This window comes from Janthinobacterium sp. 17J80-10, from assembly GCF_004114795.1.
Classification (GTDB): Bacteria; Pseudomonadota; Gammaproteobacteria; order Burkholderiales; family Burkholderiaceae_D; genus Paucimonas.
Genome location: NZ_CP035311.1, coordinates 1,146,708 through 1,171,708, shown reverse-complemented (window position 1 = coordinate 1,171,708; position 25,001 = coordinate 1,146,708). Strand labels below are relative to the sequence as shown.

The 25,001-nt window shown below is 51.5% G+C and carries 23 protein-coding genes; 9 read left to right on the top strand and 14 right to left on the bottom strand.

The features are described from left to right. The first annotated feature begins 126 nt into the window (after positions 1-126). Positions 127-1,542 carry an MBOAT family O-acyltransferase gene (locus EKL02_RS05275; RefSeq protein WP_128901069.1) on the top strand — a complete coding sequence of 472 codons (1,416 nt, stop codon included), beginning with the start codon at positions 127-129 and terminating at the stop codon, positions 1,540-1,542. Continuing rightward, complete coding sequence (locus EKL02_RS05270; RefSeq protein WP_128901068.1) at positions 1,517-2,617, top strand: hypothetical protein; 1,101 nt, start codon at positions 1,517-1,519, stop codon at positions 2,615-2,617. The genes EKL02_RS05275 and EKL02_RS05270 overlap by 26 nt, the downstream gene beginning before the upstream one ends. Before the next feature lie 6 nt (positions 2,618-2,623). Here EKL02_RS05270 and EKL02_RS05265 read toward each other — a convergent pair whose 3' ends face one another. Further along, on the bottom strand, positions 2,624-4,174 hold the full coding sequence (locus EKL02_RS05265) for a M48 family metalloprotease (RefSeq protein WP_241687786.1): 1,551 nt from the start codon (positions 4,172-4,174) through the stop codon (positions 2,624-2,626). Positions 4,175-4,230: 56 nt separating this feature from the next. Here EKL02_RS05265 and moaC point away from each other — a divergent pair, with 56 nt between their 5' ends. The 7 genes from moaC (at position 4,231) to EKL02_RS05230 (ending at position 11,496) form a co-directional block, all read left to right on the top strand. After that, positions 4,231-4,725 (top strand): cyclic pyranopterin monophosphate synthase MoaC, encoded by a 495-nt coding sequence (gene moaC, locus EKL02_RS05260; protein ID WP_128901067.1) that lies wholly within the window; start codon positions 4,231-4,233, stop codon positions 4,723-4,725. A 368-nt stretch (positions 4,726-5,093) separates the two neighbouring features. After that, the gene (locus EKL02_RS18645) at positions 5,094-5,555 is read left to right on the top strand and encodes a pilin (RefSeq protein ID WP_277750577.1); all 462 of its coding nucleotides are present in this window, start codon (positions 5,094-5,096) and stop codon (positions 5,553-5,555) included. Positions 5,556-5,613: 58 nt separating this feature from the next. Next, positions 5,614-7,569 (top strand): hypothetical protein, encoded by a 1,956-nt coding sequence (locus tag EKL02_RS05250; protein WP_128901066.1) that lies wholly within the window; start codon positions 5,614-5,616, stop codon positions 7,567-7,569. A 5-nt stretch (positions 7,570-7,574) separates the two neighbouring features. Next, positions 7,575-8,456 (top strand): glycosyltransferase family 2 protein, encoded by an 882-nt coding sequence (locus EKL02_RS05245; protein WP_128901065.1) that lies wholly within the window; start codon positions 7,575-7,577, stop codon positions 8,454-8,456. A gap of 1 nt (position 8,457) precedes the next feature. Beyond that, a complete protein-coding gene (locus tag EKL02_RS05240) occupies positions 8,458-9,561 on the top strand; it encodes a glycosyltransferase family 4 protein (protein WP_241687785.1) in 1,104 nt (367 codons plus the stop codon). Then, positions 9,558-10,484 carry an NAD-dependent epimerase/dehydratase family protein gene (locus EKL02_RS05235; protein ID WP_128901064.1) on the top strand — a complete coding sequence of 309 codons (927 nt, stop codon included), beginning with the start codon at positions 9,558-9,560 and terminating at the stop codon, positions 10,482-10,484. Before EKL02_RS05240 ends, EKL02_RS05235 begins: the two co-directional genes overlap by 4 nt. Then, entirely contained in the window at positions 10,477-11,496 is a 1,020-nt protein-coding gene (locus tag EKL02_RS05230) for a glycosyltransferase (RefSeq protein WP_164931953.1), read from the top strand. Before EKL02_RS05235 ends, EKL02_RS05230 begins: the two co-directional genes overlap by 8 nt. Positions 11,497-11,535: 39 nt before the next feature. On the opposite strand, the gene EKL02_RS05225 is transcribed toward EKL02_RS05230, so the two are convergent. From EKL02_RS05225 to recX, 13 genes are all read right to left on the bottom strand, one after another. Next, positions 11,536-12,522, bottom strand: a complete 987-nt coding sequence (locus EKL02_RS05225; protein WP_128901062.1) for a glycosyltransferase family 2 protein — start codon at positions 12,520-12,522, stop codon at positions 11,536-11,538. Between the two features lie 36 nt (positions 12,523-12,558). Then, the gene (locus EKL02_RS05220; RefSeq protein ID WP_128901061.1) at positions 12,559-13,482 is read right to left on the bottom strand and encodes a glycosyltransferase family 2 protein; all 924 of its coding nucleotides are present in this window, start codon (positions 13,480-13,482) and stop codon (positions 12,559-12,561) included. 5 nt (positions 13,483-13,487) lie between these two features. Further along, on the bottom strand, positions 13,488-14,012 hold the full coding sequence (locus EKL02_RS05215) for a class I SAM-dependent methyltransferase (protein WP_206732452.1): 525 nt from the start codon (positions 14,010-14,012) through the stop codon (positions 13,488-13,490). Positions 14,013-14,251: 239 nt separating this feature from the next. After that, positions 14,252-15,412, bottom strand: a complete 1,161-nt coding sequence (locus EKL02_RS05210) for a glycosyltransferase (protein WP_128901059.1) — start codon at positions 15,410-15,412, stop codon at positions 14,252-14,254. Position 15,413: 1 nt separating this feature from the next. Beyond that, complete coding sequence (locus EKL02_RS05205; protein ID WP_128901058.1) at positions 15,414-16,856, bottom strand: MOP flippase family protein; 1,443 nt, start codon at positions 16,854-16,856, stop codon at positions 15,414-15,416. Between the two features lie 308 nt (positions 16,857-17,164). After that, a complete protein-coding gene (locus tag EKL02_RS05200; protein WP_128901057.1) occupies positions 17,165-17,845 on the bottom strand; it encodes a class I SAM-dependent methyltransferase in 681 nt (226 codons plus the stop codon). After that, on the bottom strand, positions 17,842-18,381 hold the full coding sequence (locus EKL02_RS05195) for a class I SAM-dependent methyltransferase (protein ID WP_164931952.1): 540 nt from the start codon (positions 18,379-18,381) through the stop codon (positions 17,842-17,844). Before EKL02_RS05195 ends, EKL02_RS05200 begins: the two co-directional genes overlap by 4 nt. A gap of 109 nt (positions 18,382-18,490) precedes the next feature. Then, positions 18,491-19,654 carry a DegT/DnrJ/EryC1/StrS family aminotransferase gene (locus EKL02_RS05190; protein ID WP_128901055.1) on the bottom strand — a complete coding sequence of 388 codons (1,164 nt, stop codon included), beginning with the start codon at positions 19,652-19,654 and terminating at the stop codon, positions 18,491-18,493. Between the two features lie 3 nt (positions 19,655-19,657). Then, entirely contained in the window at positions 19,658-20,938 is a 1,281-nt protein-coding gene (locus tag EKL02_RS05185; RefSeq protein ID WP_128901054.1) for a nucleotide sugar dehydrogenase, read from the bottom strand. Positions 20,939-21,033: 95 nt separating this feature from the next. Then, positions 21,034-21,852, bottom strand: a complete 819-nt coding sequence (locus tag EKL02_RS05180) for a Stp1/IreP family PP2C-type Ser/Thr phosphatase (protein WP_128901053.1) — start codon at positions 21,850-21,852, stop codon at positions 21,034-21,036. 198 nt (positions 21,853-22,050) lie between these two features. Then, positions 22,051-22,932, bottom strand: a complete 882-nt coding sequence (gene sucD / locus EKL02_RS05175) for a succinate--CoA ligase subunit alpha (protein ID WP_128901052.1) — start codon at positions 22,930-22,932, stop codon at positions 22,051-22,053. Positions 22,933-22,944: 12 nt separating this feature from the next. Continuing rightward, the gene (gene sucC, locus EKL02_RS05170) at positions 22,945-24,111 is read right to left on the bottom strand and encodes an ADP-forming succinate--CoA ligase subunit beta (protein WP_128901051.1); all 1,167 of its coding nucleotides are present in this window, start codon (positions 24,109-24,111) and stop codon (positions 22,945-22,947) included. Between the two features lie 400 nt (positions 24,112-24,511). Continuing rightward, on the bottom strand, positions 24,512-24,967 hold the full coding sequence (gene recX / locus EKL02_RS05165; RefSeq protein ID WP_128901050.1) for a recombination regulator RecX: 456 nt from the start codon (positions 24,965-24,967) through the stop codon (positions 24,512-24,514). Positions 24,968-25,001: the final 34 nt, after the last annotated feature.

The following is a 25,001-nucleotide window of genomic DNA, read 5'->3' as shown; positions in this document are numbered from 1 at the left end:
AATTGACCCAAGACTTGCCGAAGTCAAGTCTCCAACTCAACTGGCAAGCCCGGCGGCATTGCCTGATTTTCTATACATACAGCAAGCAGCATGGCACTATTGCATTAAAAATTGCCATGACTGCAGATGTTATTTAACTCATTCACCTTTCTCATTTTTTTCTTGTTGGTGTATTGTGCCTTCTGGGCATTACCAACCTGGAAAAGCAAAAAGCTATTGCTGCTTGCTGCCAGCTACATTTTTTACGCTGCCTGGAGCCCCCCATATGTCGGGATACTTTTATTTTGCACCGTGCTGGACTGGTGGCTGGCCCGACAAATCGACTTTGCCAGCACCAAGCAGCGCAGGCGTACCCTCCTTGTACTAAGCCTTGCATGCAATCTTGGTATCCTTGGCTATTTCAAGTATGGCCAGTTCCTGCTAGATAATTTCATCGCATTCTTAAGCGCCTTTGGCGTTACATTCCAGCCAGTACCGATGAGTATCATCCTGCCGGTGGGGATTTCTTTTTATACTTTTGCCTCCCTGTCCTACACCATTGATGTCTACCGACGGGAAATCCGGGCAACCACCTCATTTACTGACTATGCGTTGTTTGTCAGCTTTTTCCCGCATCTGGTGGCAGGCCCCATCGTTCGCGCCAGTTTGCTGTTACCGCAATTTGCAGTTCCCCGCCGCCCCACCTCCAGCCAGATTGGCTGGGGTTGCGCGCTCATCATCATGGGGCTGGTCATGAAAGTTGTACTGGCCGATGCCATATTCGCGCCAGTCGCCAATGAATTTTATGCGGCGCCCTCCCGCTTCAGCGCACCAGCAGCCTGGGCAGCCGTCCTGAGTTTTTCCGGCCAAATTTATTATGACTTTAGCGGCTACTCCTTATGCGCGATTGGACTGGCGCTAAGCTTCGGTTTCTCATTCCCCGACAATTTCCGTCATCCTTATGCGGCGCGAAGTTTTTCCGATTTTTGGCGGCGATGGCATATTTCCCTTTCGACTTGGTTACGCGATTATCTTTACATTCCTCTCGGCGGCAATCGGAGCGGCATGATGAAAACTTACGTTTTTCTCGTTGCCACCATGATTATCGGCGGGATCTGGCATGGTGCATCGTGGATGTTTGTTTTGTGGGGGGCCCTGCATGGAAGCTATCTCGCGCTGGAACGTGTCTCCCGGAAGCTTCATTCGCTGCCCGTGTCTTCCGGGAGTGCCGAATACCGGCTGCAGGATTTTTTGATTTTCATCGTCATCACCCTGACGTGGATTCCCTTCCGGGCGACTTCTCCAACGACGGCCTTTGCCGTACTTGAAAGTCTGGTCCGATTCAAACCGGGCTTGATCCCTCTCGCATATCCTGCTCTGCTGGCGGCAATATGCCTGTTCGTCACGGTCTGGTGGCACGTAAGGCTCAGAGACTCCACGCTCGAGAACGTAGCACGCCGCCTTGGGCCTGCCTGGCTCACAGTGGCGTTATCTCTATGTCTGATCGCCTTATTCCTGTATTCCGGGGGAGACCAACATGCATTCATTTACTTCCAGTTTTGAACGATCGCCGGTTGAAATGCCCTGGTCACGCATTCTAGGTATTGCCGTAGCAGTTTTTCTGCTTTTCGCATTGGGAATGGAAGTGCGGCTTGCTCAGATCGGCGTTGTCGCCAATGCCAGGGATTCTCAGGAAAAGTGGGAAGAAGAAAGAGCGCGGGCAAACCAGCTTGGCGAAAAGGCGCTCATACTAATCGGCGCCTCACGAATTCAGCTTGGCGTGGACCTCGACATATTGCGCACGATAACAGGCATGGAACCGGTTCAACTGGCCATTGACGGCAGTACGCCGATGCCCGTCCTTGCGGGGCTGGCGACCGATCCTGAAATTCGCGGCACGGTTATCGTCGATTACTATAGCCATGCCATTGGCGACTATGGCGGGCTGGGGAAAAAATACCAAGCCGGTTTTGAAAGTCATGGTGCGGCAACACGTCACCGTCAAGCCTCGCCATACAGGCAGTCGGAAAAATTTCTGACGGAATGGGCGCAGGAGCGCATGGCAAGCTACACGGATGGAGCCAGCCCGCTGAATTCCCTTTTATTCAGAATTCTGGACGATGACGGGGCTAGATCGCTGGTCACCACACGTCCCGACCGTTCTCGCCTTGGCGACTACACTCTGGTGAAAATGCCTGAGTACTATCATCGACGGGTTGCCAGAACATTGGGGATCAATTTATCCAGTTTCAATGAAAATACCGAAGCGTCACTTGCAAAGCAAGTTTCCATGACATCCCAAATCGACAATGCGGCGTTTATTAATGACGCCGCCCGAATCCGGCAGCTTGTTTCAGCAATCGAGGCTCGAGGTGGGCGCGTCCTGTTCCTCGAAATGCCCTCCAGTGGCATGGTCAGGCAAGTGGAAGAAAAACGCTTTCCACCGGAGAAATTCTGGAAACCATTTATTGATATAACCGGTGCAAAGGCAGTGCGCTCTTTCGACCATCCACTGCTCAGAGATTTTTCATGCCCGGATGGTTCGCATCTGGATTTCCGCGACAGGCGAAAATTCACCATTGCAATGGCCCAAGCACTTGGCCTGCAGCGGCCAGGCAAAGCGCCCCTCTCCCCGTGACAAAACTCAACGTCCAGCCCCGCCCCGACGCTCCTTCATTTCTTCCTTGAAGCGCCCCTGCCATTCGCGTTCGCGCGCATCGATCAGCGACTGGTCATAAAACGAAGCATCCGGCGCGCGGCGCGCAATGCCCAGCTGGTCCAATGCTGCGGAAAGGCCGCCGGACAGCGCATAGGATTCAGCCAGCGCCATATGCTGCAATGCAAGCTTGCCCTGTGCGGCATATGCCTTCGCCAGGCGCTGCTGCAACTTGGGCTCTTGCCGATAGAGCTGGGCCTGGTCGCGCAGGAAGCGCACCGCCTCCTCACTGCGGTCGGCCGCCAGCAAGGCATCCGCATAAAGATAGGCAATCCCGCGCGACAAGGGAAACTGCGTACGCGCGGCTGCCGCTTCGCGGACTGCCTCAGCCGGCTGCTGCGCCGCCAGCTTGAGTTCAATTGCCAGGCTGGCCAGCACGGAACTCGGCTTCATTCCCTGCGGCAGCGCCGCGCGGGCTTCCGCCAGCAACGCTTGCGCGACCTCGATATCGCCCCGCTTCTGGGCAAGCAAGGCCTGGCCATACCTGCCGGCGATCGTCTGGCTGCGGCTTTTCAGGGCCAACTGCCCTTCATAGAAGGTCGCTGCCTGGCGCAAACCTTCCGTTGAACCATCCTGCAACAGGCGCAGCCGTGCGCGCACCAGGTGAAATTCGAGGCTGTCGGCGCGCTGCCGGTAACGCATGCTCCGCGTGCGATCTTGTATATCAGCAATACGTTCGGTTGTCAGAGGATGGGTGCGCAAGAATGAAGGGACGCTATCCGTGTAGGCGCGCGTGGAATTCTGCATGCGGCTGAAAAAGCCGATCATGCCGGAAGTATCAAACCCGGCATCCTTCATGATCTCGAGGCCGACCCGGTCTGCCTCGCGTTCGGCGGACCGGCTGAAATTGAGCTGGCGCTGCAGCGCGATGCCTTCGCTGCCCAGCATCAGCGCGGCCGAGGCATCGGAATTGGAGCGTGCGGCCAAGGCCGCCAGGATCATGCCGGCCAGCGGCAGCAGCGCGTCCTGGCGCTGCTGCCCAAGCATGCGGGCGATGTGGCGCTGGGCGACATGGCCGATTTCATGCGACAGCACCGAGGCAAGTTCGGACTCCGACTGCGCCGCCAGCACCAGGCCCGAATGCACGCCGATAAAACCGCCCGGCAGGGCAAACGCGTTCAGCGACGGATCGCGCACGGCGAAAAAGAAAAAATCGTAGCCAGCCTCGCCGCGCGCATCCGGGCGCGCTGCCAGCAGGGTCGCGCCGAAACCATCCAGGTATTCGAGCACGGCGGCATCGTCCAGGTAATCGCGGTCGCGCCGCACATCGCGCATGATTTCCTCGCCGAGGCGGCGCTCCATCACGGGAGACAGCTCCTCGCGTTCAGTGTCGCCCAGGCTGGGGAGGTTTTGCGCCGCGGCCAACGACGGCGCTGCCGCCTGGACCAGACATGACAGCGCCACCACTGCAGCAGCAATCGTCTGCCGGCGCAAACCACGCAGGATCGGAAGGTGAGAAAGGGTCGGTTTGGAATTCACGGTGCTATGATACCTGCACTCAGGAATCGTTCAAGAAACTTCATATTTTGTTACCAATGGAAATCAAGAAACCATCGCTCACCCATTTCGATGGGGCGGGCCAGGCGCATATGGTCGATGTGGGCGGCAAGGATGAGACGCACCGCATCGCCGTGGCGCGCGGGATGATCCGCATGCTGCCGGAAACCCTGGCGCTCATCCAGTCGGGTAGCGCTAAAAAGGGCGACGTCCTGGGAATTGCGCGGATCGCGGCAATCATGGGGGCCAAGCGGACCAGCGACTTGATTCCCTTGTGCCATCCGCTGGCATTGACGCGGGTAACGGTGGAGTTTGATACCGATGTGGCCACCTCCAGTGTCAGCTGCACGGCACAAGTCGAAACTTTTGGAAAGACCGGCGTGGAAATGGAAGCGCTTACCGCCGTGCAGGTCGGGCTGCTGACGATTTACGACATGTGCAAGGCGGTGGACCGGGGAATGGTGATGGGAGAAATACAGGTACTCAAGAAAGCTGGCGGCAAGTCAGGGAATTGGGAAGCGACGGCAGTTTAGAGTTCTCACCCGACAATTTTTGTCAGCAACGCCACCTTTCAAAGTTACTTACTGACAAATTCCGTCACCACCAGCCCAAAGGCATTCATTTCAATAACAACCCACCGACTCAATAGTTTCCTCGCAGAAATCATACAAAAGTTCGATAACTATATGATTTTTATCAATTTTCAGTTGTCAGCCCTCTATCTCTTTCATTAATATAGATCAGCAATTTCCTCAGGGCATTTTCTGGCATGGAGATTGCGTTATTGCAAGCGCAAGCCGCAAATTATCGATTGGCAAGGCCTCGCTGAATTCAGACCAGTCTGATTCATTTGATGCGCAACCAATTAAATTTTTGTATTTCCATCTCTAGGGAGTTTCAAATGAAAGCAATGAATATGAAGAAGGTCCAGCAAGGCTTCACCCTGATCGAACTGATGATCGTGGTTGCCATTATCGGCATTCTGGCTGCCGTCGCAATTCCGGCTTACCAGGACTACACCGTTAAAGCCAAAGTTACTGCGGGCCCAAGCCTGGCTTCTCCTGCAATGACTGCTGCAGGCGTTGCTTGCAGTGAAGGCACCTTGGCATCTGCCACCAATGCCTTCTTTGGATTGCCAGCGACAGCGACCTCTGTTACCGACAACAAATATGTCAAATCGGTAGGTGTGACAGGTACGCCGACAGCAACAACGGTTGAACTCACAATTACATACAACGCAATTGGTTCGGCAGTGGCCCAAGACGCAACGATCATCTATACCGGAACTTGCACGACTGGCTCCGGCATGACCTGGACGAATACTACTGGCACAGTCACCGCCAAATACCTGCCGAAGATCTAAGGTATTTCTCGTGTAATAAGAAAGGGTGCGCAAGCACCCTTTTTTTCTTTCTTACGCCATGCAAAGATTATTGCCACAGTTTGCTTTACTCATTTCCCTCATACTGACAGCATGGGTATATTTTCCCGGCACCGCAGGTTATTTCACCTTTGACGACACAATCAACATTGTCAACAATGACCTGCTTCGTATCGAGTCAATCAATATCCAAGCACTACAGAGCGCCGCATTTTCCGGCGAGGCGGGGCAACTAGGGCGGCCATTGAGCATGCTCAGTTTCGCCCTCAATTATTACTTCAGCGGATTTAACCCGTATTACTTCAAGCTTACCAATATCGTCATTCACTTGTTGAATGGCCTATGCATTTTTATTCTGACCAGTTTATTGCTGAACTCCTATCGCCAACGCGATTGCGCCAAACTGGACATAAATTGCATACGATGGGTCAGCCTGTCGGTCGCGACCGTTTGGCTCTTGCATCCGCTAAATCTTACCGGCGTTCTCTATATCGTGCAGAGAATGACCAGCCTGGCTGCCCTGTTTACTTTGCTAGGCCTGATTGCGTATGTCTATGGGCGGCGTTCCATCATGGAACGCTCATCCGGCTGGATATGGATCGTTTCCAGCTTTGCCGTATTTACTCCGCTGGCAATTTTCAGCAAAGAGAATGGCGTATTGCTCCCGGTCTTTCTATTCCTGATTGAACTGGTTTTTTTCCGCTTTCAAACGCCCGACCTTTTTGCCAAACGCCTGTTGATGGCGCTATTTGGCATCATTGTCATTGCGCCACTGATGGCATGTTTGATTCTTATCGCAGGCAATCCGGCGCACCTGACAAGCGGGTATGCCATACGCGACTTTACGCTGTCAGACCGTGTGATGACGGAGGCACGAATCGTCTGGTTTTACATACGTTTGATTTTTGTACCGGACATTACAGAAATGGGCTTGTACCATGACGACATTCCCATTTCCCGAGGTTTGCTGGCGCCAGTCAGCACCTTGTTTGCGCTCACCGGCATATTCGCACTCGCCATTGCCGCAATCGCGCTCCGGAAGCGCCATCCGGTTGCAACATTCGGCATTTTGTTCTTCCTGATCGGCCATAGCCTTGAATCAAGTGTGCTCGCGCTCGAATTGGTGCATGAGCACCGTAACTACTTGCCTGATTACGGTCTATTATTTGTCCTGTTTTATTATTTACTATACCCATACGCCCACATTCAAAGCCTGCTTCTGCGCCGCGGCCTGGTCATCGCCATAGTTCTGCTATTTGGAAGCATCACCTTCTTGCGCGCCCATCAATGGAGCGACCCGGTGGTGATGAAGGAAAAATCCAGCGAGCACCACCCAAATTCAATCCGTTCACATATCGATCTCGGGGCCTTTTATGCGGCGATGCCCGCTTCCACGCAGGACGAAGCCAACGAGTTTTATCGACGCGCCTATGAACATTTTGCCAAGGCCGCCGAGATTTCACGTGCGGACACATTAGGGCTCTTTAGGCTGATTGCACTGAATGCGGAGCGTGGCATTCCGATTGAAGAGGCATGGGTACGTGCATTAGCGGGCCGTATCGAGCGCAATCCTTTTTCGCCCAATACCGGCAATTCATTGGCGAATCTACAAAAATGCATGACGGCGGGTAAATGCAAGATCCCCAACGAAGCAATGAAATCGCTGATAGAAGCAGCACTACGTAATCCGACCTTGAAAGGCAAACCGAAAACGCAGGTGCTGTTCACCTGGAGCGATTTCCTTTTCAACTTTGCACGTGATAAGCAAGCCTCGGCAACTGCAGCGTACGAAGCTGTCAACAACTCCCCCAATTATTTGGAGTTTCATGTCACTCTCATCCATTTTTTGATTAATATGGGGCAATTAAACGAGGCGCAGCAACAAATCCACTATGCAAGGCAGCTGGATAACGCGCATCACTATGCCGTAAAGTTGGATATGCAGGAAAAGCGTATCGCCAGCATTCAAGATGGCAAAGAAGAATCAGGGAAATAAAAACCATGGCTGAGAAGTTATCCATTATCCTTCCTGCAAAAAATGAGTCTACTGCACTCAAGTCCCTGCTACCGGAATTGACACGACTTTACCCTGATACCGAAATCATTATTGTGGATGACGGTTCATCCGACGATACTCTTGCGGTTTGCCAGTCGTATCGGGTCAAGGTAGTCTCGCATCCCTACAGCATGGGAAACGGCGCAGCGGTCAAGAGCGGGGCGCGCGCCGCAAATGGCGATATCCTGATTTTCATGGATGCCGATGGCCAGCATAAGTCTGACGATATATCCCGTCTGCTTGAGAAACTTCGTGAGGGATACGATATGGCCGTTGGAAGCAGACAATCCGGCTCGCAAGCGGGAATCCACAGGGCAGTAGCAAATGATGTGTTCAGCCGCATTGCCAGCTGGATGGTGATGCAACCGATAGCCGATCTGACCTCCGGCTTTCGCGCGGTACGCGCCTCGAAATTCCGGCAGTTTCTTTATTTGCTGCCGAATGGATTCTCCTATCCAACCACCATAACCATGAGCTTTTTCCGGGCTGGCTACAGAGTTGCATATGTGCCCATTCATGCCCCTCAACGAATTGGCGGCAGCAGCCATATTAGTCCGATACGGGATGGGGCACGGTTCCTGATGATCATTATTAAGATCGGCACCCTCTATTCGCCGCAAAAGCTGTTTTTGCCAATCAGCGGGTCTTTTTTTATCACAGGGCTAATTTATTATCTTTATACGTACCTGAGCTTTAACCGCTTTACCAATATGAGCGCCTTGCTGTTTATTTCAGCAATCCTGACATTCTTAATCGGTATCGTATCCGAGCAAATTTCGGCCCTTCATTACAAAGATATTGATACCACTGAAGATAAAGGGAAATAACTTGAATGTCCTCATGACGAGCACCTCGTATCCGGCAAACCGCCAGGACTGGCGTGGCCGCTTCATAGCCAATCTGGTTACCGGACTCAGTCGCCAGACCGACATTCAGCTCTCGTTATGGGCCCCCCCAGGAGAAATGCCTGCAGGCGTACAGGATGCCACATCCAACTCTGACAGAGCTTGGCTTCAAGGCATGTCGCAACGGGGTGGTGTGGCGCACTTGCTGCGAAGCCACCCAATAGATGCCAGTCGGTCCGTTTTTAATTTATTAAAGATATTGCGTCATGCCTACAGGACTCACGGCCACGACGTAGCGCATGTCAACTGGCTGCAAAATGCCTTGCCACTGTGGGGAACCAACACTCCCGCATTAATTAGCGTATTGGGAACGGACTTTGGACTACTGCGCTTGCCTGGCATGACAGCTGCGCTTCGCTCGGTTTTCAAACAACGGCGCACTATCCTAGCCCCTAACTCGACCTGGATGGCATCGAGGTTGGTACGAGCTTTTGGCGACGTCGCCGAAGTCACGCCGGTTCCATTTGGGGTTGACGACGCCTGGTTTGAAATGAAGCGTCAGTTCACCAACGACAATACTCATCATTGGCTCGCTATTACGCGATTAACCGCAAATAAAATAGGGGACTTGTTTGCGTGGGGAGACGGCAAATTCGGGGGAAATCGCGTTCTCCACTTATTCGGCCCGATGCAGGAACAAATCGATATCCCGCAATGGGTTCAGTATCACGGTCCGACGCACCCAGAGGAATTGTTGAACAATTGGTTCCCACGGGCGAGCGGCCTTATCACGTTGAGCCGCCATGACGAGGGACGACCGCAGGTGATGCTTGAGGCAATGGCCGCGGGCCTGCCGGTCATCGCATCAGAAATCGCTGCGCACCGCGACATAATTCAGCACGAACTGACCGGATGGATTGCCAAGTCCAGCCAAGACTTCCACGACGCATTAGTTCATCTGGAAAATCAGGAGTTCAACCAGGTCATCGGGAATGCTTCGCGCAATTGGGCCAAACAACATATCGGCAACTGGGATGATTGTGCCAGCCGCTATGCAGCACTTTATCTAAAACTACTGGCGTCATGAGCATGCGCGGAAACGGAATTCTGCTATTGGGCGGTGGCGGCTTCATAGGGAGTGTGCTGCGGCGCCGACTGGCAAGCCAGGGCCAGCATGTACACGTCATAACGCGCACTTCCGGGCTCGGGCTCATCAATGAACCCGGAATTACCGTTCATGCGGGGGATCTAGGGAATAGGGCCTTGCTTGAAGAATTGCTCCCACTATGCGACAAGGTCGTACATCTAGCCTCGGCTACCAAGCCCGGCACGTCTGGCCGGCATCCGGCACTCGAAATCGAAAATCTGACGTCCACGCTACAGCTTTTAGAAGTTCTGGAAAACTGGCCGGATACGAGGCTCATTTATCTCTCGTCTGGTGGAACCGTGTATGGAAACCCTGCCCAGATTCCCGTTCAGGAATCCACTACGCTCTCGCCTCTTTCTTATCATGGTGCAGGCAAAATGGCCGCCGAAGCATTTTTAAATGCATTTCGGATAGCTGGCCACCCTGTCACGATTCTCCGCCCCTCCAATGCCTATGGCCCGGACCAGAAATTAAACCTTGGGTTTGGACTGGTGCGCACGATACTACAGCATATTCTTGACGGATCAACCCTGGAAATCTGGGGCGACGGAGAAAGTGTGCGGGATTTCATTTATGTCGACGACATAGTGCAAGCGATTGAAGCGGTACTAAACGCCCCACCGAGAAGTGTCACCTATAACGTCGGCAGCGGCATCGGATATTCACTCAATCAGGTGTTGGCAATTGCAAAAAATGTTTGCGGCGAACCATTGGATGTTATCTATCGGCCTGCGCGTAGCATGGATGTCCGTGCAGTCGTTCTTGACATATCACGTATTGCATCCGAACTTGACTGGCGCCCTGCCGTAACACTGGAAGATGGCATTCGGCGCACATGGCATTGGCTTAAAGATCATGGATGAGTCGCCACCTGTAGTTTCAGTCTGTGTCGCAAACTACAATGGCATGGCATATATTGATGCATGCTTGCGTTCCGTTTTGGAGCAGGATGTTTCCTTCAGTATTGAAATTATTGTTCATGACGATGCCTCAACCGACGGTTCGGTTGCGCATATCCGTACGCACTATCCCCAAGTTGTCGTGATTGAAAGCTCAGCCAATGTCGGCTTTTGTGTCGCCAACAACCGAATGGCTGAAAAAGCCAAGGGGCAGTATTTACTGCTCCTGAATAATGACGCTGAGCTTTTTTCTGATGCGATTGGAATACTGTTTCAAGAGGCACAGTCGTGCGCTCAGCCAAGCGTACTTGGCTTACCGCAATATGATGCGACTACAGGCATGCTGATAGACCGGGGCAGTTTATTTGACCCGTTCTTAAATCCCTTTCCCAATCTTGATCCGCAACGTAGCGATGTCGGCATGATCATCGGCGCTTGCTTCTGGATACCGAGAAGCCTGTGGATATCCCTCGGTGGATTTCCTGAATGGTTTGGCAGCATGGCTGAAGATATGTATTTAAGTTCCCTAGCAAGACTACAAGGGTATCCGGTGCGCGCCCTTACCAACTCTGGATTTCGTCACTGGGTTGGTGCAAGCTTTGGCGGTGGTAAGGTTCGAGGAAATAAGCTGGTCACCAGCGCCAAACGTCGGGCATTAAGTGAACGCAACAAGACCTATGTCATGGCGCTGACTTACCCGCCACCGCTCTTGTATGCGATCTTGCCGTTGCATTTCACCTTGCTGATGTTTGAGGGAGTTTTACTGGCACTCATCAAGATGGAAACAAAAATCCTGAAGGATATTTATCTGAACTGTTTTATCCAACTATGGCGGGAGCGCGCTCGCCTGAGGCAATTGCGCCGGCAAATACAGACTGGACGCGCTATTGGCATTCGTGATTTTCTCAAAACGCACACCCTGATCCCACACAAACTCAGAATGCTGATTAGGCATGGCATGCCGAAAGTAACTTGATTTTCTGTCAGCCAGGCTTTATCCCTGTCATTGATAAAACTAGCTCGCGTTCGAGGCGGAAGACGGAATGAGCAAGTCTTTGATCGCCACTTGCCATCCGAATGAATATTTGCAATAACCTAACTTTAATAGCTCTACCAGAATAAACGGCAATCTTAGCAAACGCCACTTGGGCAAGGAGGCTCGATAACGCAGATGCCCAAGCTTGGCGTCAAGTTGCGATAGAGACTGTGGCGAAATCACTTCAGGAAACTGCGCAAGCCTCTGTTTGGCACATGAATAACGTGCGATTTCATCGCCATAGTAATTTGCTCGATTGAGGTTCAGTGCTTCAGTTATCCTTGCAAATAAATGAGCTCTTCTCGCACCAATTTGATTTTGCATATGCTGACGGTACAGAATCTGCGGCTCACGTATTAATTCAACCTTAGCACACGCGGAAATCAGCAATGCCGTCCAAGCGTCATGTATCCACTTTGTGGGTATAGGCAAAAGCAACTCGCGATAACGACTTCTGAATGCGAGAGTTGCGCCGGTCACGACTACGTGTTTAAGCAAGACATCCAGGCGTTGACCTCGCGTCCATTTTTCTTGACTGCCTGAGGTGAAGCCGACATGTTCCCACATGGTGCGTCCCCACGGCTGCAAATTCTCATCGACTAATGTCGCATCTGAGAAGACAGCTCCAACCGCTTCATCTTTATCAAATGCCTGCTCCATCAAGCTTAACTTCGATGGCAGCCATATATCATCCTGATCAGATAAAACGACGATATCTCCAGTACACATCAGGATCGCCTGTTGAAAATTTGCAGTTGATCCAAGATTTACCGGGTTAACTTGAAGCCGAACTGGAAATGGCACCCTTTGAGAAAACCCAGATATTATCTCAACAGTTTTATCAGTAGAGGCATCATCGCAAATCACCAACTCATCAGGCAGCCTGCTTTGCGCAGCAATACTCTCAAGTTGAGAATGAAGATAGCGTGATCCGTTATAGGTACATAATGCCACTGAAATTTTCATTGCACGGAGCCCGATAGCAGTCCCGGTCGAATTGTTCTATACATGTCGCCCTGCACTAATCGCCCGATTCTGTTTAATTTTCAACCATACGCTTCCGAGCGTAACTGATAATATTTGACGCCAGTTTTGCAAGCTAAAAGGCGCAATGCGTAAACTTGAGAGAAAATTTAAATATCCGTCAAGAATGCCACCCGCCTCCCAAGCAGCCTTGCCCATCATCACATAAAAATGCGCCAATTGATATTTACGCTGAGAGTAAAGCTCAAAGTGATTAGTCAATATCCTGCGAAATGCCAAGGGCAACAAAGTTTTATCCGCAGTAATGCTTTCACTTGAATGAAAAGCGCATAACAGAGGCTCTTGAATACAGATAAACTTATATTTTTTTGCAATGCGGATGAATAGCTCCCAGTCTTGCAATCGCGGCATTTTCTCATCGAATGCCCCAACCGCTGAAAAGCATTCTTTCCTTACGACTGTAGACTGAGTCGTAATAAAATTTTCATAAAGTAGGACATCAAGAATATGTCCATTTTTTCTTTGTTGAGCCTTTGCCGGAAAATAATTTGCTCTATTCCCCTGAAGTCTGAAAAATCCAGAAAAGACAACGCCCACGTCCTCGCCGGCGGACAAAAAAGCATCCATTTGCTTTTCAAGCTTCTGGCACAGCCACTCATCATCGCTGTCCTGAAACGAGATGAAATTCCCTCGCGCCTCAGCGATGCCAATATTACGAGCGGCTGCGGCTCCCAAGCGGGTTGAGCTTCTTAAATAGCGAATCCGCTGGTCACCTATCGCAGCTACAACTGCCTCAGTGTCGTCCGTTGACCCATCATCCACAACAATAACTTCCAAGTTCTGATATGTTTGCCGTAACACACTATGCAGAGCGCGCGCAATCAAATTGCCTCGGTTGAATGTCGGGATGATGACGCTTACTAACGGTTGAATGGGCTGCATAAGGCTCAGAATTTACATTCTTGAAAAGGATCTTTGTTTTCAATTACTGGCTTAATGACCAACGTTACCCCATTCTCGCATTCAGCTGATATCCGTTGCCCTGCTTCCGAATCCAGGAATTCAGTCTTTGAAATTTCCAAGACGATAAATCCAGCTTGCTCCAATCGCTGCTTGAAATCCGCCCCGTATTGCCTGACGTGGTCAGATTGACCAAATTTCAGCAATCGTTCTGCAGGATCAGTGACCGAAGCGTCTTCCTGGGTAATCTCACCGAGAACCGGGACTTGAATGCTGCCCCAGCCTCCTGGCTTGAGGCTTCGATACAATTCCGCCAGAGCTTTGGCATCATCTGGCACATGCTCCAAGACATGGTTACAAACGATAGCGTCGAAGCACGCATTCGGAAAGCACAATTCTGTGACATCTGCCCGGACTTTCACGTTTTGGGCGAACAGGTCAACAGTGACATAGTCTTTGTATAGTATTTTCCAGTTCTTTGTCAGGCATGCTTCAGGGGCAACATGAAGCATACGTCCGCACTGTCTCAGCACCTGCTTTCCTTCCAGGTATTCCAGGCATAGCCAAAGTAACCGGTGTCGCTCCAATGAATCGCATCCTGGGCATCTGACTGCCTTTCGCACCGGATTCCCTGTATCCAGAAAACGAGAATAGCTAGCGCGACAAATCGGGCAATAATACCGACTGCCTCGAAACATTGCTTTTCTCAGCGATCGTTTTATCTGTCTAGCAGCATCAAATATTCTCATAGCTATTTTTGCAATTCTTCATATATCGCGCCGAGTCTATTGCCTTGAGTGATGGAATTATATTCAGACTCCATGTGCTGCCGGCCCGCCACCAGAAGGCTATGCCATTTTTCAGGATGCTCAATATACCAACTCAGTTGGGATACCAACTCGTCTACATCTCGTTCATTTGCCAATCTGCCAGTTATTCCATGTTTAATGACATCCGGGATATCGCAATGAAAAGAACTGACAATCGGCATTCCTGTTGCAGCCATTTCTCCGAGCGTTACTGGCGCGCCCCCCTCCGTATCGCCGTCTAAAGCTGTAATACTGGGCGAAAGAAAAATGTGGTGATTGTAGGCTTCAGAAAATAACACCGAGTGAGGCTGGTATCCCATCATCCGGATACAGGAATTCAGACCATGTTTATCAATCGTCTTAAGAATTTTGCGCTTTTCTTCCTGCTCTGCAGAGTCCCGGCCCGCATCACCAATTATCGTAACTTCCAGAGGAATCTGTCCTTTTAGCCGGGCCAATGCCTCAATTGCGTAAGAAATACCTTTTTTTTCCCTAAATGACGCTGCAATCAATACACGTAATGGCGAACCAGGATTCCACACCCTGGGCCTAAAAGAAATCAAATCAACTTCAATTCCCAGGTGATGGACAGCGACCTTTTCAGCGGGGCATCCCAAGTTTATTATGGAGTTCGCCATAAATGCGCCCTCGCACAGGACACGATCCACCTCTCGAAAAAGCGTCGCGTATCTTTTCCTCCATTGAGGAAAAAGGACCGGGAGCTTATTGACGTCAAGACCGTAAAAAGTCACTACATGGTGAATTGAATTTGTTCTTGCGACGTTTAAATTCTGCCAGCCACTGTATCCAAAATGGGAATGAAGAATATTAATGTTATGTTGACGTGACTTAAGGGCGAGATAACCTAGATGATGTCGAATCCTTGCCTTAATTAAAATTTTGTCCCAATAGTAGCGAAAGGGAGCCTCATTGGATAAGCAATGAATATTAGGGATCAGAAACTGGTCGAGATTCTCAGTAAATTCGCAAATCACATGATTTACTATTTCTTTTGGAAGATAGCGGATCTGGTTAAACAACCACGTTTGCGTTTGCGGCAACCAGCTTGAGACACTATGTGCAACAGTAATTTCTTTATTCATTTTATCGGTTAGCTACTGCTCGAACAATTTCACGAAAAAATGACTTCTGCGTTATCCAAATAAGTGCAATGTACGCAATAACACCGACGCCAACCAGTAAAATTAAACGCAGCCACTCATACTCCGGCCCAAACCGAATAAGACTATTCAGTATGGAAACCAATAAAGCCATTAGCACTGCCGCAATAACTGTTGGCATTATTTTTATAATCAGATGATTCACTTTTAGCCCGACAAGCCGAAGTGCGATCATCAATGATGGCCAAAAGAGGACGAATGAAGCCATACAGTATCCTGCTGCAACACCCGTTAATCCCCACTGCAATCCAACGACAATAGCCGGAATTACAATAAAAGAAGCTGCAATTCCCCATTTGAATAATATATCAGTACGTCCCGTGGCCAGATATAGCGTTCCCACCGTGGTACCGATCGCCTGCAGCAACCCTACCGGAATAAGCCACATGAGGATGCCGACAACCGCTCTCCATTGTGTCCCTAATGCGATGTGAACAAATGATTCACGCAGCACAAAAAATCCCAACATTAATGGAGCAGCCAATAATGTGATAGCTGCTGTGGAATAAATATATCCTTCAGCAAGCCCTTTTTTGTCTTGCTGCAGCTGACTAAACGAAGGAAATAATACTCGTCCAATTACATTTGAAATATTCTGCAATGGCCAAAGCATTAAACGATAAGCCATTGAATAATAACCAAGATCAGTCGCTCCAAGGTAACGCCCAATGAGTAAATTATCTGCATTGCGGATGAAATAATTCACCACATTAAATCCTACCAAGCTTCCACTAAAGCTAAATATTTTTTGTATTTCACTGATATCCACTCTCAATTTCGGCTTCCACTTAGCGCAGGACCAAAAGCCGATTGTATTAAGCGCCGACATAACCAAAGTCTGAGCAACCAGGCTGAACACTCCCCATCCTGCGAAAGCCAACAAGGTTGCTGCCGCCAGACCGATAAAAGCCGAAAACGATTCAATGAGAGCGATAGAACGGAAGTGAGATTTTTTTTCCAGTAGTGCTTGCTGCACTATGCCCAAACTAGTAATTGGAAAGCTAAGCAGCAGGATCAACAATACGTTGTTCAAGCTTGGACTACCGAACCATAGCGCCACTAACGGAACACACAAGCTGCCCAATAGCGCAAGTCCCAAACCAATAGCAATATTTAGCCAAAAAACCGAATCAAGCAGTTGCGGACTTGGCTCCTGCTTCTGAATGATCGCGGCGGCCGTACCGAAATCACGAAAGAGATTGGCAATGCCAATAAATACCGATGCCATGGCAATGAGGCCAAAATCTGATGGAGATAGAATGTGCGCCAATACGAAAGTCCCAAATATTTGGGCTGCAAGTCGGCTAAATTGCGCTAGCGACATCCATTTCAATCCGGATACGGTTTGTTGGCGCAGTGAACTCATATTTTGCTGGTAAGCTGAATATTTACCGAAAGCGATTCGTGACAGTCCAGAAGAAAATCTTTGGAAATTGCCAGCTTTGATAAAGCAGCGGAACCATAGAAGGGATCAATATAAATGGGAATCTCGAATCAAATGTTTTGCCGTGCTGGCAGCCGAATGGTGCAAAACTTTTTCGTAAAACTTAATGACGTATCTAATCTTATTTCGTTTAGATAACAGCACTGCTAAATACCAACACCAATTCAAAGCCCAAGAGATTTGTTCCGGTAGACGCAAATATGCCGATCTCTGACTGGGCCGTTGTTGTTCTATCGATTTCCCGCACGAGGTTTGTATGCTACGGCATTGGCTGTTGCACTCAACATATCCAATTTTAGTAATTTAAAGAGTACATACATCATCCCTCTAGCGAACCGACTATTCCCCAGGAGGTTTAATGAATTATCAAATGGGATAATTTTTTCAAAGCCAGACTTAACCAATACGTTTCTAAGCTCGCTCGGGGAAAGGAGATTTATATGCGTTGGATCGGCGTCCCACTCATTTTTATTGGCTGCAGATGGCGACAAAATCAAAATTGTCCCGCCAGGCCGTAATACACGAAATGCTTCGAGCAATGCCATTTCCAATACGCTTGGCTCCAGATGCTCAATTACCTGGTTCATGACGATTGTCTGAAAGGAGTGATCTTGAAACGGCAAGGGTTCACTCAATTTATGCAGCTTGATGTCAATCTCTGGGGCTCGACTCGTGGCCAATTCTATTGCCTCATGAGCCCCGTCAATACCAACACATTGAAGTCCCCACTGCATTCCTGCTTCAACAAAATAGCCACACCCTGCTCCCAAATCAAGAATTGGGCCGGGTTCGGAGTATTTCACCACCATTGCAAGCAATGATGCATAAGAATGCCAATCCCTATCTGCGTAATACAGTTGGTGGTATCCAGCCGGAGCGATGCCAATATTTTTTGCTGCGGAGTTACTCATCGCTTTTTCCCGGAAAAAATAACTATTTGCTGCCCCATGTCTAAATAGCTTCCAACGATTCCTGGACTGCAAAATTCTGCCAGCTTGACATAGGTCTCTTCGCTCCTGAATGTCCAATATGCTGTGTTGTCCAGTTTGGCGGCATTCTCAACAAAGAAAAATATACCTCCAGGGCGCAAGACCCGATTGATTTCTGCAACGGCCCTAGCAATTCGATTGTCTGGTATCCCTCCCAATACCAGGCACGACCATACAACATCAAATGCGCAGTCCGGGAAAGGTAAAGCATCTTCCTCAATGAGCTGATACGAAACTGATTCGTCCTTTGGCGCAAGTGCTAACAAATCCGCGATTATGTCGGCACCTATTGCTTTACCGTGAATTAGATCAGCAAGTCCGGCAGTAAATCGCCCTGGACCGCAACCAAAATCAAGCAATAAATTTTCATTGCCTGTCAATTCAGCTTTCAGCAAAGGAAAAAGTAACTGCTTTTGAAATTCAGTTACTTCATCAAACTCCTCGTCGGAATGCGCCAAGTTTAAAACGCTGCGCTTACCATATTGCCTTGCACGATTCCGCCAATATTTCTTTAGATTCGTTTTTGACTCTAGCGTTATGAGTTGATGCAGACAATTCCGTAAGCGTTTAAAAATTAATCGCATTTTTCACAGACTGAATTACATAATCCAGATCCTGCTGCGTCAACTTTGCGGAAATTGGCAAACTTACTGTCTGACGACCAACTAATGCAGCGTTAGGATAATCTTCCGTTTTCCATCCATAGGATTTTTGGTAGAAAGGATGCTCTGGCAAACTAAGGTAGTGCACGCCCACACCGATACTTTTCTCAGTCATATGGCTTAAGAATTGATCACGAGAGATGCCCACCTTTTCTTGGTCAATCAAAACAGTAAATAGGTGGTATCCGTGGCGAGTATCCTTCTCAACACATGCAGGAAGGCCCAATGGTAAACCTTCAAAAGCTTGCATATACTGCGACCAAATTTGACTACGTCTGTGCCAGTTCGACTCAATTCTTTTAAGTTGGTGAATGCCGATGGCGGCTTGCAAATCCATCATGTTGTACTTGAATCCGGATTCGACGACATAATAGTGCTTATAACCATCGTCACCAAATCGATTCCAGGCATCCTTGCTCATGCCATGCAATCCAAGTACTTTTATCCGCTCGATATCCTCTTCACGCTGAGCGATCACCATCCCCCCCTCGCCCGTTGTGATGTTTTTAGTGGCATAAAAGCTGAAGCAACCGAAATCACCGAATGTGCCGGTCTTTCGGCCGTGGTATTCAGTTTCAATGGCATGTGCACAGTCCTCAATCACTTTCAAGCCATTTGCATGCGCTATCGCCATTATCGCTTCCATGTTGCATGGCCTACCCGCAAAATGCACGGGCACTATCGCACGCGTCCTTGACGTGATTTTTTCCTTAATCCGCTCGGGAGAAATATTAAACGTATCCGGATCGATATCCGCAAGAACTGGTGTAGCCCCGGCATGGATGATTGCATTCACGGTGGCACAAAAAGTCATTGGCGTCGTAATTACCTCATCGCCTGGCCCAATGTCAGCAGCGAGCAAACTCAAATGCAAGGCCGCAGTGCATGAATTCAGTGCGGCGACATGATCAACGCCCTTGTATCTGGCAAAATCTTGTTCAAATTGCGCTACCTTGGGACCAGTGCCCAGCCAGGCCTTCTGCATCGAATCAACGACTTCGTCTATCTCAGGCTGCTCAATTTTTGGCTGACCGAATACCAGAAAGTCCTTGCTTGCGTGATTTGCCATTTTTTACAACCTCCAAACCCTTAGCCCAGCTTCACGCAACGTTGCTGCGTCAAACTTGGCCTTCACATCGATAAGGCAACCGCCGTCCACCACCTTGGCTGAATAATCTTCCATAGGAAGCTCCATAAACTGCCGGTGCGCGACAGCCACCACCAGTGCTTCCGCGCGCGGCAAATCCTCCCAAGCGGACAATCTGACCCCGTATTCACGATGAGCTTCTTCCGCATCCGCCACCGGATCATGCACAAGCACCTCAATCCCATAGGACTCCAGCTCCCGAATCAGGTCAATCACCTTCGAACTGCGTAAGTCCGGCACATTTTCCTTGAAGGTAATCCCCAGCACATTCACCCTGGCGCCCTTGATCTGGCTACCCGCCTGGATCATCTGCTTGACTGTTTGCTCGGCGATGAACTTGCCCATGCCGTCATTGATGCGTCGGCCGGCCAGAATCACCTCCGGATGATAGCCGGCCATCTCGGCCTTGTAAGTCAGGTAATAAGGGTCGACCCCGATGCAATGTCCGCCGACCAGTCCAGGCCGGAACGGCAGAAAATTCCACTTGGTGCCAGCGGCTTCCAGCACTTCCAGCGTATCCAGCCCGAGCATGTTGAATATCACTGCCAGCTCGTTCATCAGGGCGATGTTGAGGTCGCGCTGGGTATTCTCGATTACCTTGGCAGCTTCTGCCACCCGCAGCGACGAGACCCGATGGACGCCGGCACTGACCACGCTTTCATATAACTGTGCGACCTGCTCGAGGCACTCTGGACTGTCACCGGCCACTACCTTGATCGTATTGACCAGGGTGTGATTCTTGTCGCCCGGGTTGATCCGCTCAGGCGAGTAGCCCACCTGAAAATCAGCTTTCCACTTTTTGCCGGAAGCCTGTTCCAGCACCGGGATGCAGACTTCCTCGGTGGCGCCGGGATAAACGGTGGATTCGAAAATGACAGTCGCGCCGCGCTTCATGTGACGGCCGACATCGCGGCTGGCGCTGATAAGGGGACTGAAATCTGGATGGCGCGCCGCATCGATCGGCGTCGGTACCGCGATGATGATGAAGTCCGCTTCCGCCAGTGCGGCAGCATCGGTCGTAAATTTGAGCTTGCTGGCGGCCCGCAATTCATCCTGGGTGACCGTGCCGCTGGGATCGCGGTGATTTTCACAATGCCGGATCTTTTCCGCCGACAAATCGTAGCCTATCGTTGGCTGGCGTTTGCCGAACGCCGCCGCCAATGGCAACCCTACATATCCCAATCCGACAACCGCGATGACGTTCATGAAATGTGACTTTTCTTTTCGAAGTCAGCCATCATACGTCAGAGGATCAATACTTTCACCTATGCAATGTCGTTAATTACCAACGAATCAGGCTGCTACCGCACCCACTTCAACACCCGGTCCAGCAGTCTTTCATTTTTAACATCCACTGCTACCACCTTCGCCAGAATCACCGAAATATTATCCTTGCCGCCATGGGTATTGGCGCGCTGGACCAGGGTGCCGCAAGCCGATTCCAGGTCGGCCCCGAATTCGATGAGGGTGGCGGCAATCTGCTCACTGGTGAGCATGTCGGACAGGCCATCCGAGCAGAGCAGATAGATATCGCCAACGCGGGTTGCATGTTCGTGCACTTCCACGTCGAGTTCCCGATCGACGCCGACTGCGCGGGTGATGAGGTTGCGGTTGGGTGAATGCTGCGCTGCTTCCGGGCTGATCAGCCCGGCATCGATCTGCTCTTGCAGCAACGAATGGTCGCGGGTGATTTGGTCCAGTACGCCATCGCGCAAGCGATATGCGCGCGAATCACCGACATGGGCCAGGATCAGGCGATCCTGCTGGAATAGCCCGACCACGATAGTCGTGCCCATGCCGTGGAATTGCGGCTCGTTTTCGGCAGCATCGATAATGGAGGTATTGGCGCGTACAACCGATTGTTGTACCAGTTGCAGCAGTTGCTTGTCGCTCTGCCGGCTCCATTCCTTGAAATGGTGCGGCAATTGCTCTTCAAGCATTTCCTGTACAACGGTCGCCGCAATGCTGCTGGCAACTTCGCCAGCGCTGTAGCCGCCCATCCCGTCGGCCAGGATGACGTAGCCATGCTCGGGGCTGATCGCAATGAAATCCTCATTGTGCGATCGCACCATGCCGGTATCCGTCTTGGCAACGCTCTCTAGCGATACGTGGTAGGCCATGGGCAGCTCAGGCGCATGGCCCCCGCGAAGGGATGGCAAAAGTCACAAAAATACTTTCAATATTGTCTAGGGGAAATCATACCTAAAAATCAGCGGCATTGTCAGTATTGAGCAAAAATTAACTTTAAACGACAACGGGGAGCGCCAGCTCCCCGTCACATGCCAGACAAACCCGAAGGCTTGCCTAAAACAAGTCTTTTACAGCACTGACTTCAGCAGGCGAGCCATTTCGGAAGGATTGCGGGTGATCTTGATGCCGCACTCTTCCATGATCGCGAGCTTGGCGTCAGCAGTGTCGGCACCACCGGAAATCAGTGCGCCGGCATGGCCCATGCGTTTGCCCGGGGGAGCGGTGACACCGGCGATGAAGCCGACCACCGGTTTTTTCATGTTTTCCTTGATCCAGTACGAAGCATTCGCTTCGTCCGGGCCGCCGATTTCGCCGATCATGATGACGGCATCGGTATCCGGGTCGTCGTTAAACATTCTCATGATGTCGATGTGCTTCAGACCATTGATCGGGTCGCCGCCAATGCCGACTGCGGACGACTGGCCCAGGCCCAGGGCGGTCAGCTGGCCGACGGCTTCATAGGTCAGGGTGCCGGAACGCGACACCACGCCGATGCGGCCCTTCTTGGTGATGTGACCGGGCATGATGCCGATTTTCAGCTCTTCCGGGGTAATCAGGCCAGGGCAGTTCGGGCCGAGCAGCAAAGTCTTGCTGCCGGCTTTTTTCATCTTGTCCTTCACCATCAGCATGTCGCGCACGGGAATGCCTTCGGTGATGCAGATGGCCAGGTCGAGTTCGGCTTCGACTGCTTCCCAGATTGCGTCAGCGGCGCCGGCGGGTGGCACATAGATGACGGAAACGGTCGCGCCGGTCTGCGCCTTGGCATCCTTGACGCTGGCGTAGATGGGAATGCCTTCGAAATCTTCACCGGCTTTCTTCGGGTTGACGCCGGCGACGAAGGCGTTCTTGCCATTGGCGTAGTCGCGGCAGCCACGGGTGTGGAACTGGCCGGTCTTGCCGGTAATGCCCTGGGTGATGACTTTGGTGTCTTTATTGATCAGGATCGACATGTGATTTTCCTCTTACTTACCGTTGGCCGCAGCGACAACTTTTTGCGCGGCTTCTTCCATGGTGTCGGCCGAGATGATCGGCAGGCCGGAGTCGGCCAGCATTTTCTTGCCGAGATCTTCGTTGGTGCCCTTCATGCGCACCACCAGCGGCACGCCCAGCTGGACTGCCTTGGAAGCGGTGATCACGCCTTCGGCAATCACGTCGCAGCGCATGATGCCGCCAAAGATGTTGACCAGGATGGCTTTCAGGCCGGGATTCTTCAGCATGATCTTGAAGGCTTCGGTCACCTTCTCGGCCGTGGCGCCGCCGCCGACGTCGAGGAAGTTGGCCGGCTCGCCGCCGAACAGCTTGATGGTGTCCATGGTGGACATGGCCAGGCCGGCGCCATTGACCAGGCAGCCGATATTGCCGTCGAGGGAAATGTAAGCCAGGTCGAACTTGGAAGCTTCGACTTCCGCCGGATCTTCTTCATCCAGGTCGCGGTAGGCAACGATTTCCGGATGACGGAACAGGGCGTTGGAGTCGAAATTGAACTTGGCGTCCAGGGCGATGACCTTGCCGGAACCGGTCAGGATCAAGGGGTTGATTTCGGCCAGCGACGAATCGGTTTCCCAGTAAGCCTTGTACAAGCCCTGGAGTTGCGCGCGAGCATCGGCGATCGATGCGGCCGGCACGCCGATCTTGGCGGCGATGTCATCGGCTTGCGCGTCAGTCAGTCCCAGCGCCGGGTCGATCTCGGCCTTGTGGATCAGTTCGGGGTGGCTTTCAGCGACTTCCTCGATATCCATGCCGCCTTCACTCGAAGCCATCAGCACCACGCGCTGGCTGAGACGGTCGGTCACCATGGAAACGTAGAGTTCCTTCTTGATGTCAGCGCCTTCTTCGATCAGCAGGCGGCGCACCTTCTGGCCTTCCGGGCCGGTCTGGTGGGTGACCAGTTGCATGCCGAGAATGGCGTTCGCATATTCCCTGACTTGTTCGAGCGACTTGGCGACCTTGACGCCGCCACCCTTGCCGCGACCGCCGGCGTGGATCTGTGCCTTGACGACCCAGACCGGACCGCCCAGTTCTTCGGCAGCCTTGACGGCTTCATCGACGGACAGGCACGGAATGCCGCGCGGCACGGTCACACCGAACTTGCGGAGGATTTCTTTGCCCTGATACTCATGGATTTTCATGCGAACTTCCCTTCAGACGCTTGGTGATAAAGTAAATTTGATACCGGCTGTTACTGCTGCGGTGGCGTGAACGCCAAGTTTCCCCGCATGCGACGCCTTTGCCCACTTCCGTTGGAAAGTTATGCAAGTCAGGAGACTGTAGGAGCTCAAGGGTAACTAGCAGCGGCGGCAGATTGGCAAAATTAATGCCGCATGCATGACAATCCCGCGTTGACCGCGGCGACCATCCGACATACGGCTGAAAAAAAGCTGAAAAAGTGTAGCACAGTGACTATCGCACCGCCAGTCTCGTATTTCGTATTTATTACTGCCGGCGGCAGGCCGCCGGCAAGGTAACGGCAAGTCCGTCTTCCGGGGCAATATAGGGTGGCGGCGGCAAACATTAGCGTGATGAGTCGGCTCAGTCTTCTTCCAAATTGACGGCACGCATGGCCGCCCTGATCGCTTCATGAGAAAAACCGCGCTGCTGCAGGAATCGCATCTGTTTTGCGCGTTCGGCGGCATCCGCCGCCACCTGGCCGAACTTGCGCTGCCACACGGCACGGGCGCGTGCAGCTTCGTCGCCGGCCAGTTGTTCGCGAATGCCGGCCAGCGATTCGTCGCCGAGCCGATGGCTTTGCAGTTCCGTCAGAATACGCTGGTTACCGAAACGCGCAGCACGGCGATGCACCAGCGATTCGGCAAAACGGGCCTCGGACAGCAATTTGGCTGCCTCCAGCACATCCAGCACGGCGTCGATATCATCGCCTTCTTGCGCATAGCGCGCCAGCTTGCGGGCGAGTTCAAGCCGGCTATGCTCGCGCATGGACAGGTAACGCAAGGCGCGTCCCTTCAAGCTTAGTTGCAGTTTTGCCATCAAGAATGAATGAAAAAAGCCATGGGCAGTGCCA

Bases quoted from the DNA above. Each gene is read 5' to 3' on its own strand.
- EKL02_RS05225 (WP_128901062.1), bottom strand. From the start codon at position 12,522: ATGAAAATTTCAGTGGCATTATGTACCTATAACGGATCACGCTATCTT.
- EKL02_RS05205 (WP_128901058.1), bottom strand. From the start codon at position 16,856: ATGAGTTCACTGCGCCAACAAACCGTATCCGGATTGAAATGGATGTCG.
- EKL02_RS05220 (WP_128901061.1), bottom strand. From the start codon at position 13,482: ATGCAGCCCATTCAACCGTTAGTAAGCGTCATCATCCCGACATTCAAC.
- EKL02_RS05185 (WP_128901054.1), bottom strand. From the start codon at position 20,938: ATGAACGTCATCGCGGTTGTCGGATTGGGATATGTAGGGTTGCCATTG.
- EKL02_RS05245 (WP_128901065.1), top strand. From the start codon at position 7,575: ATGGCTGAGAAGTTATCCATTATCCTTCCTGCAAAAAATGAGTCTACT.
- moaC (WP_128901067.1), top strand. From the start codon at position 4,231: ATGGAAATCAAGAAACCATCGCTCACCCATTTCGATGGGGCGGGCCAG.
- EKL02_RS05250 (WP_128901066.1), top strand. From the start codon at position 5,614: ATGCAAAGATTATTGCCACAGTTTGCTTTACTCATTTCCCTCATACTG.
- EKL02_RS05215 (WP_206732452.1), bottom strand. From the start codon at position 14,012: ATGCTTCATGTTGCCCCTGAAGCATGCCTGACAAAGAACTGGAAAATA.
- EKL02_RS05180 (WP_128901053.1), bottom strand. From the start codon at position 21,852: ATGGCCTACCACGTATCGCTAGAGAGCGTTGCCAAGACGGATACCGGC.
- sucC (WP_128901051.1), bottom strand. From the start codon at position 24,111: ATGAAAATCCATGAGTATCAGGGCAAAGAAATCCTCCGCAAGTTCGGT.
- EKL02_RS05275 (WP_128901069.1), top strand. From the start codon at position 127: ATGTTATTTAACTCATTCACCTTTCTCATTTTTTTCTTGTTGGTGTAT.
- EKL02_RS05230 (WP_164931953.1), top strand. From the start codon at position 10,477: ATGGATGAGTCGCCACCTGTAGTTTCAGTCTGTGTCGCAAACTACAAT.
- sucD (WP_128901052.1), bottom strand. From the start codon at position 22,932: ATGTCGATCCTGATCAATAAAGACACCAAAGTCATCACCCAGGGCATT.
- EKL02_RS05200 (WP_128901057.1), bottom strand. From the start codon at position 17,845: ATGAGTAACTCCGCAGCAAAAAATATTGGCATCGCTCCGGCTGGATAC.
- EKL02_RS05190 (WP_128901055.1), bottom strand. From the start codon at position 19,654: ATGGCAAATCACGCAAGCAAGGACTTTCTGGTATTCGGTCAGCCAAAA.
- EKL02_RS05210 (WP_128901059.1), bottom strand. From the start codon at position 15,412: ATGAATAAAGAAATTACTGTTGCACATAGTGTCTCAAGCTGGTTGCCG.
- EKL02_RS18645 (WP_277750577.1), top strand. From the start codon at position 5,094: ATGAAAGCAATGAATATGAAGAAGGTCCAGCAAGGCTTCACCCTGATC.
- EKL02_RS05235 (WP_128901064.1), top strand. From the start codon at position 9,558: ATGAGCATGCGCGGAAACGGAATTCTGCTATTGGGCGGTGGCGGCTTC.
- recX (WP_128901050.1), bottom strand. From the start codon at position 24,967: ATGGCAAAACTGCAACTAAGCTTGAAGGGACGCGCCTTGCGTTACCTG.
- EKL02_RS05270 (WP_128901068.1), top strand. From the start codon at position 1,517: ATGCATTCATTTACTTCCAGTTTTGAACGATCGCCGGTTGAAATGCCC.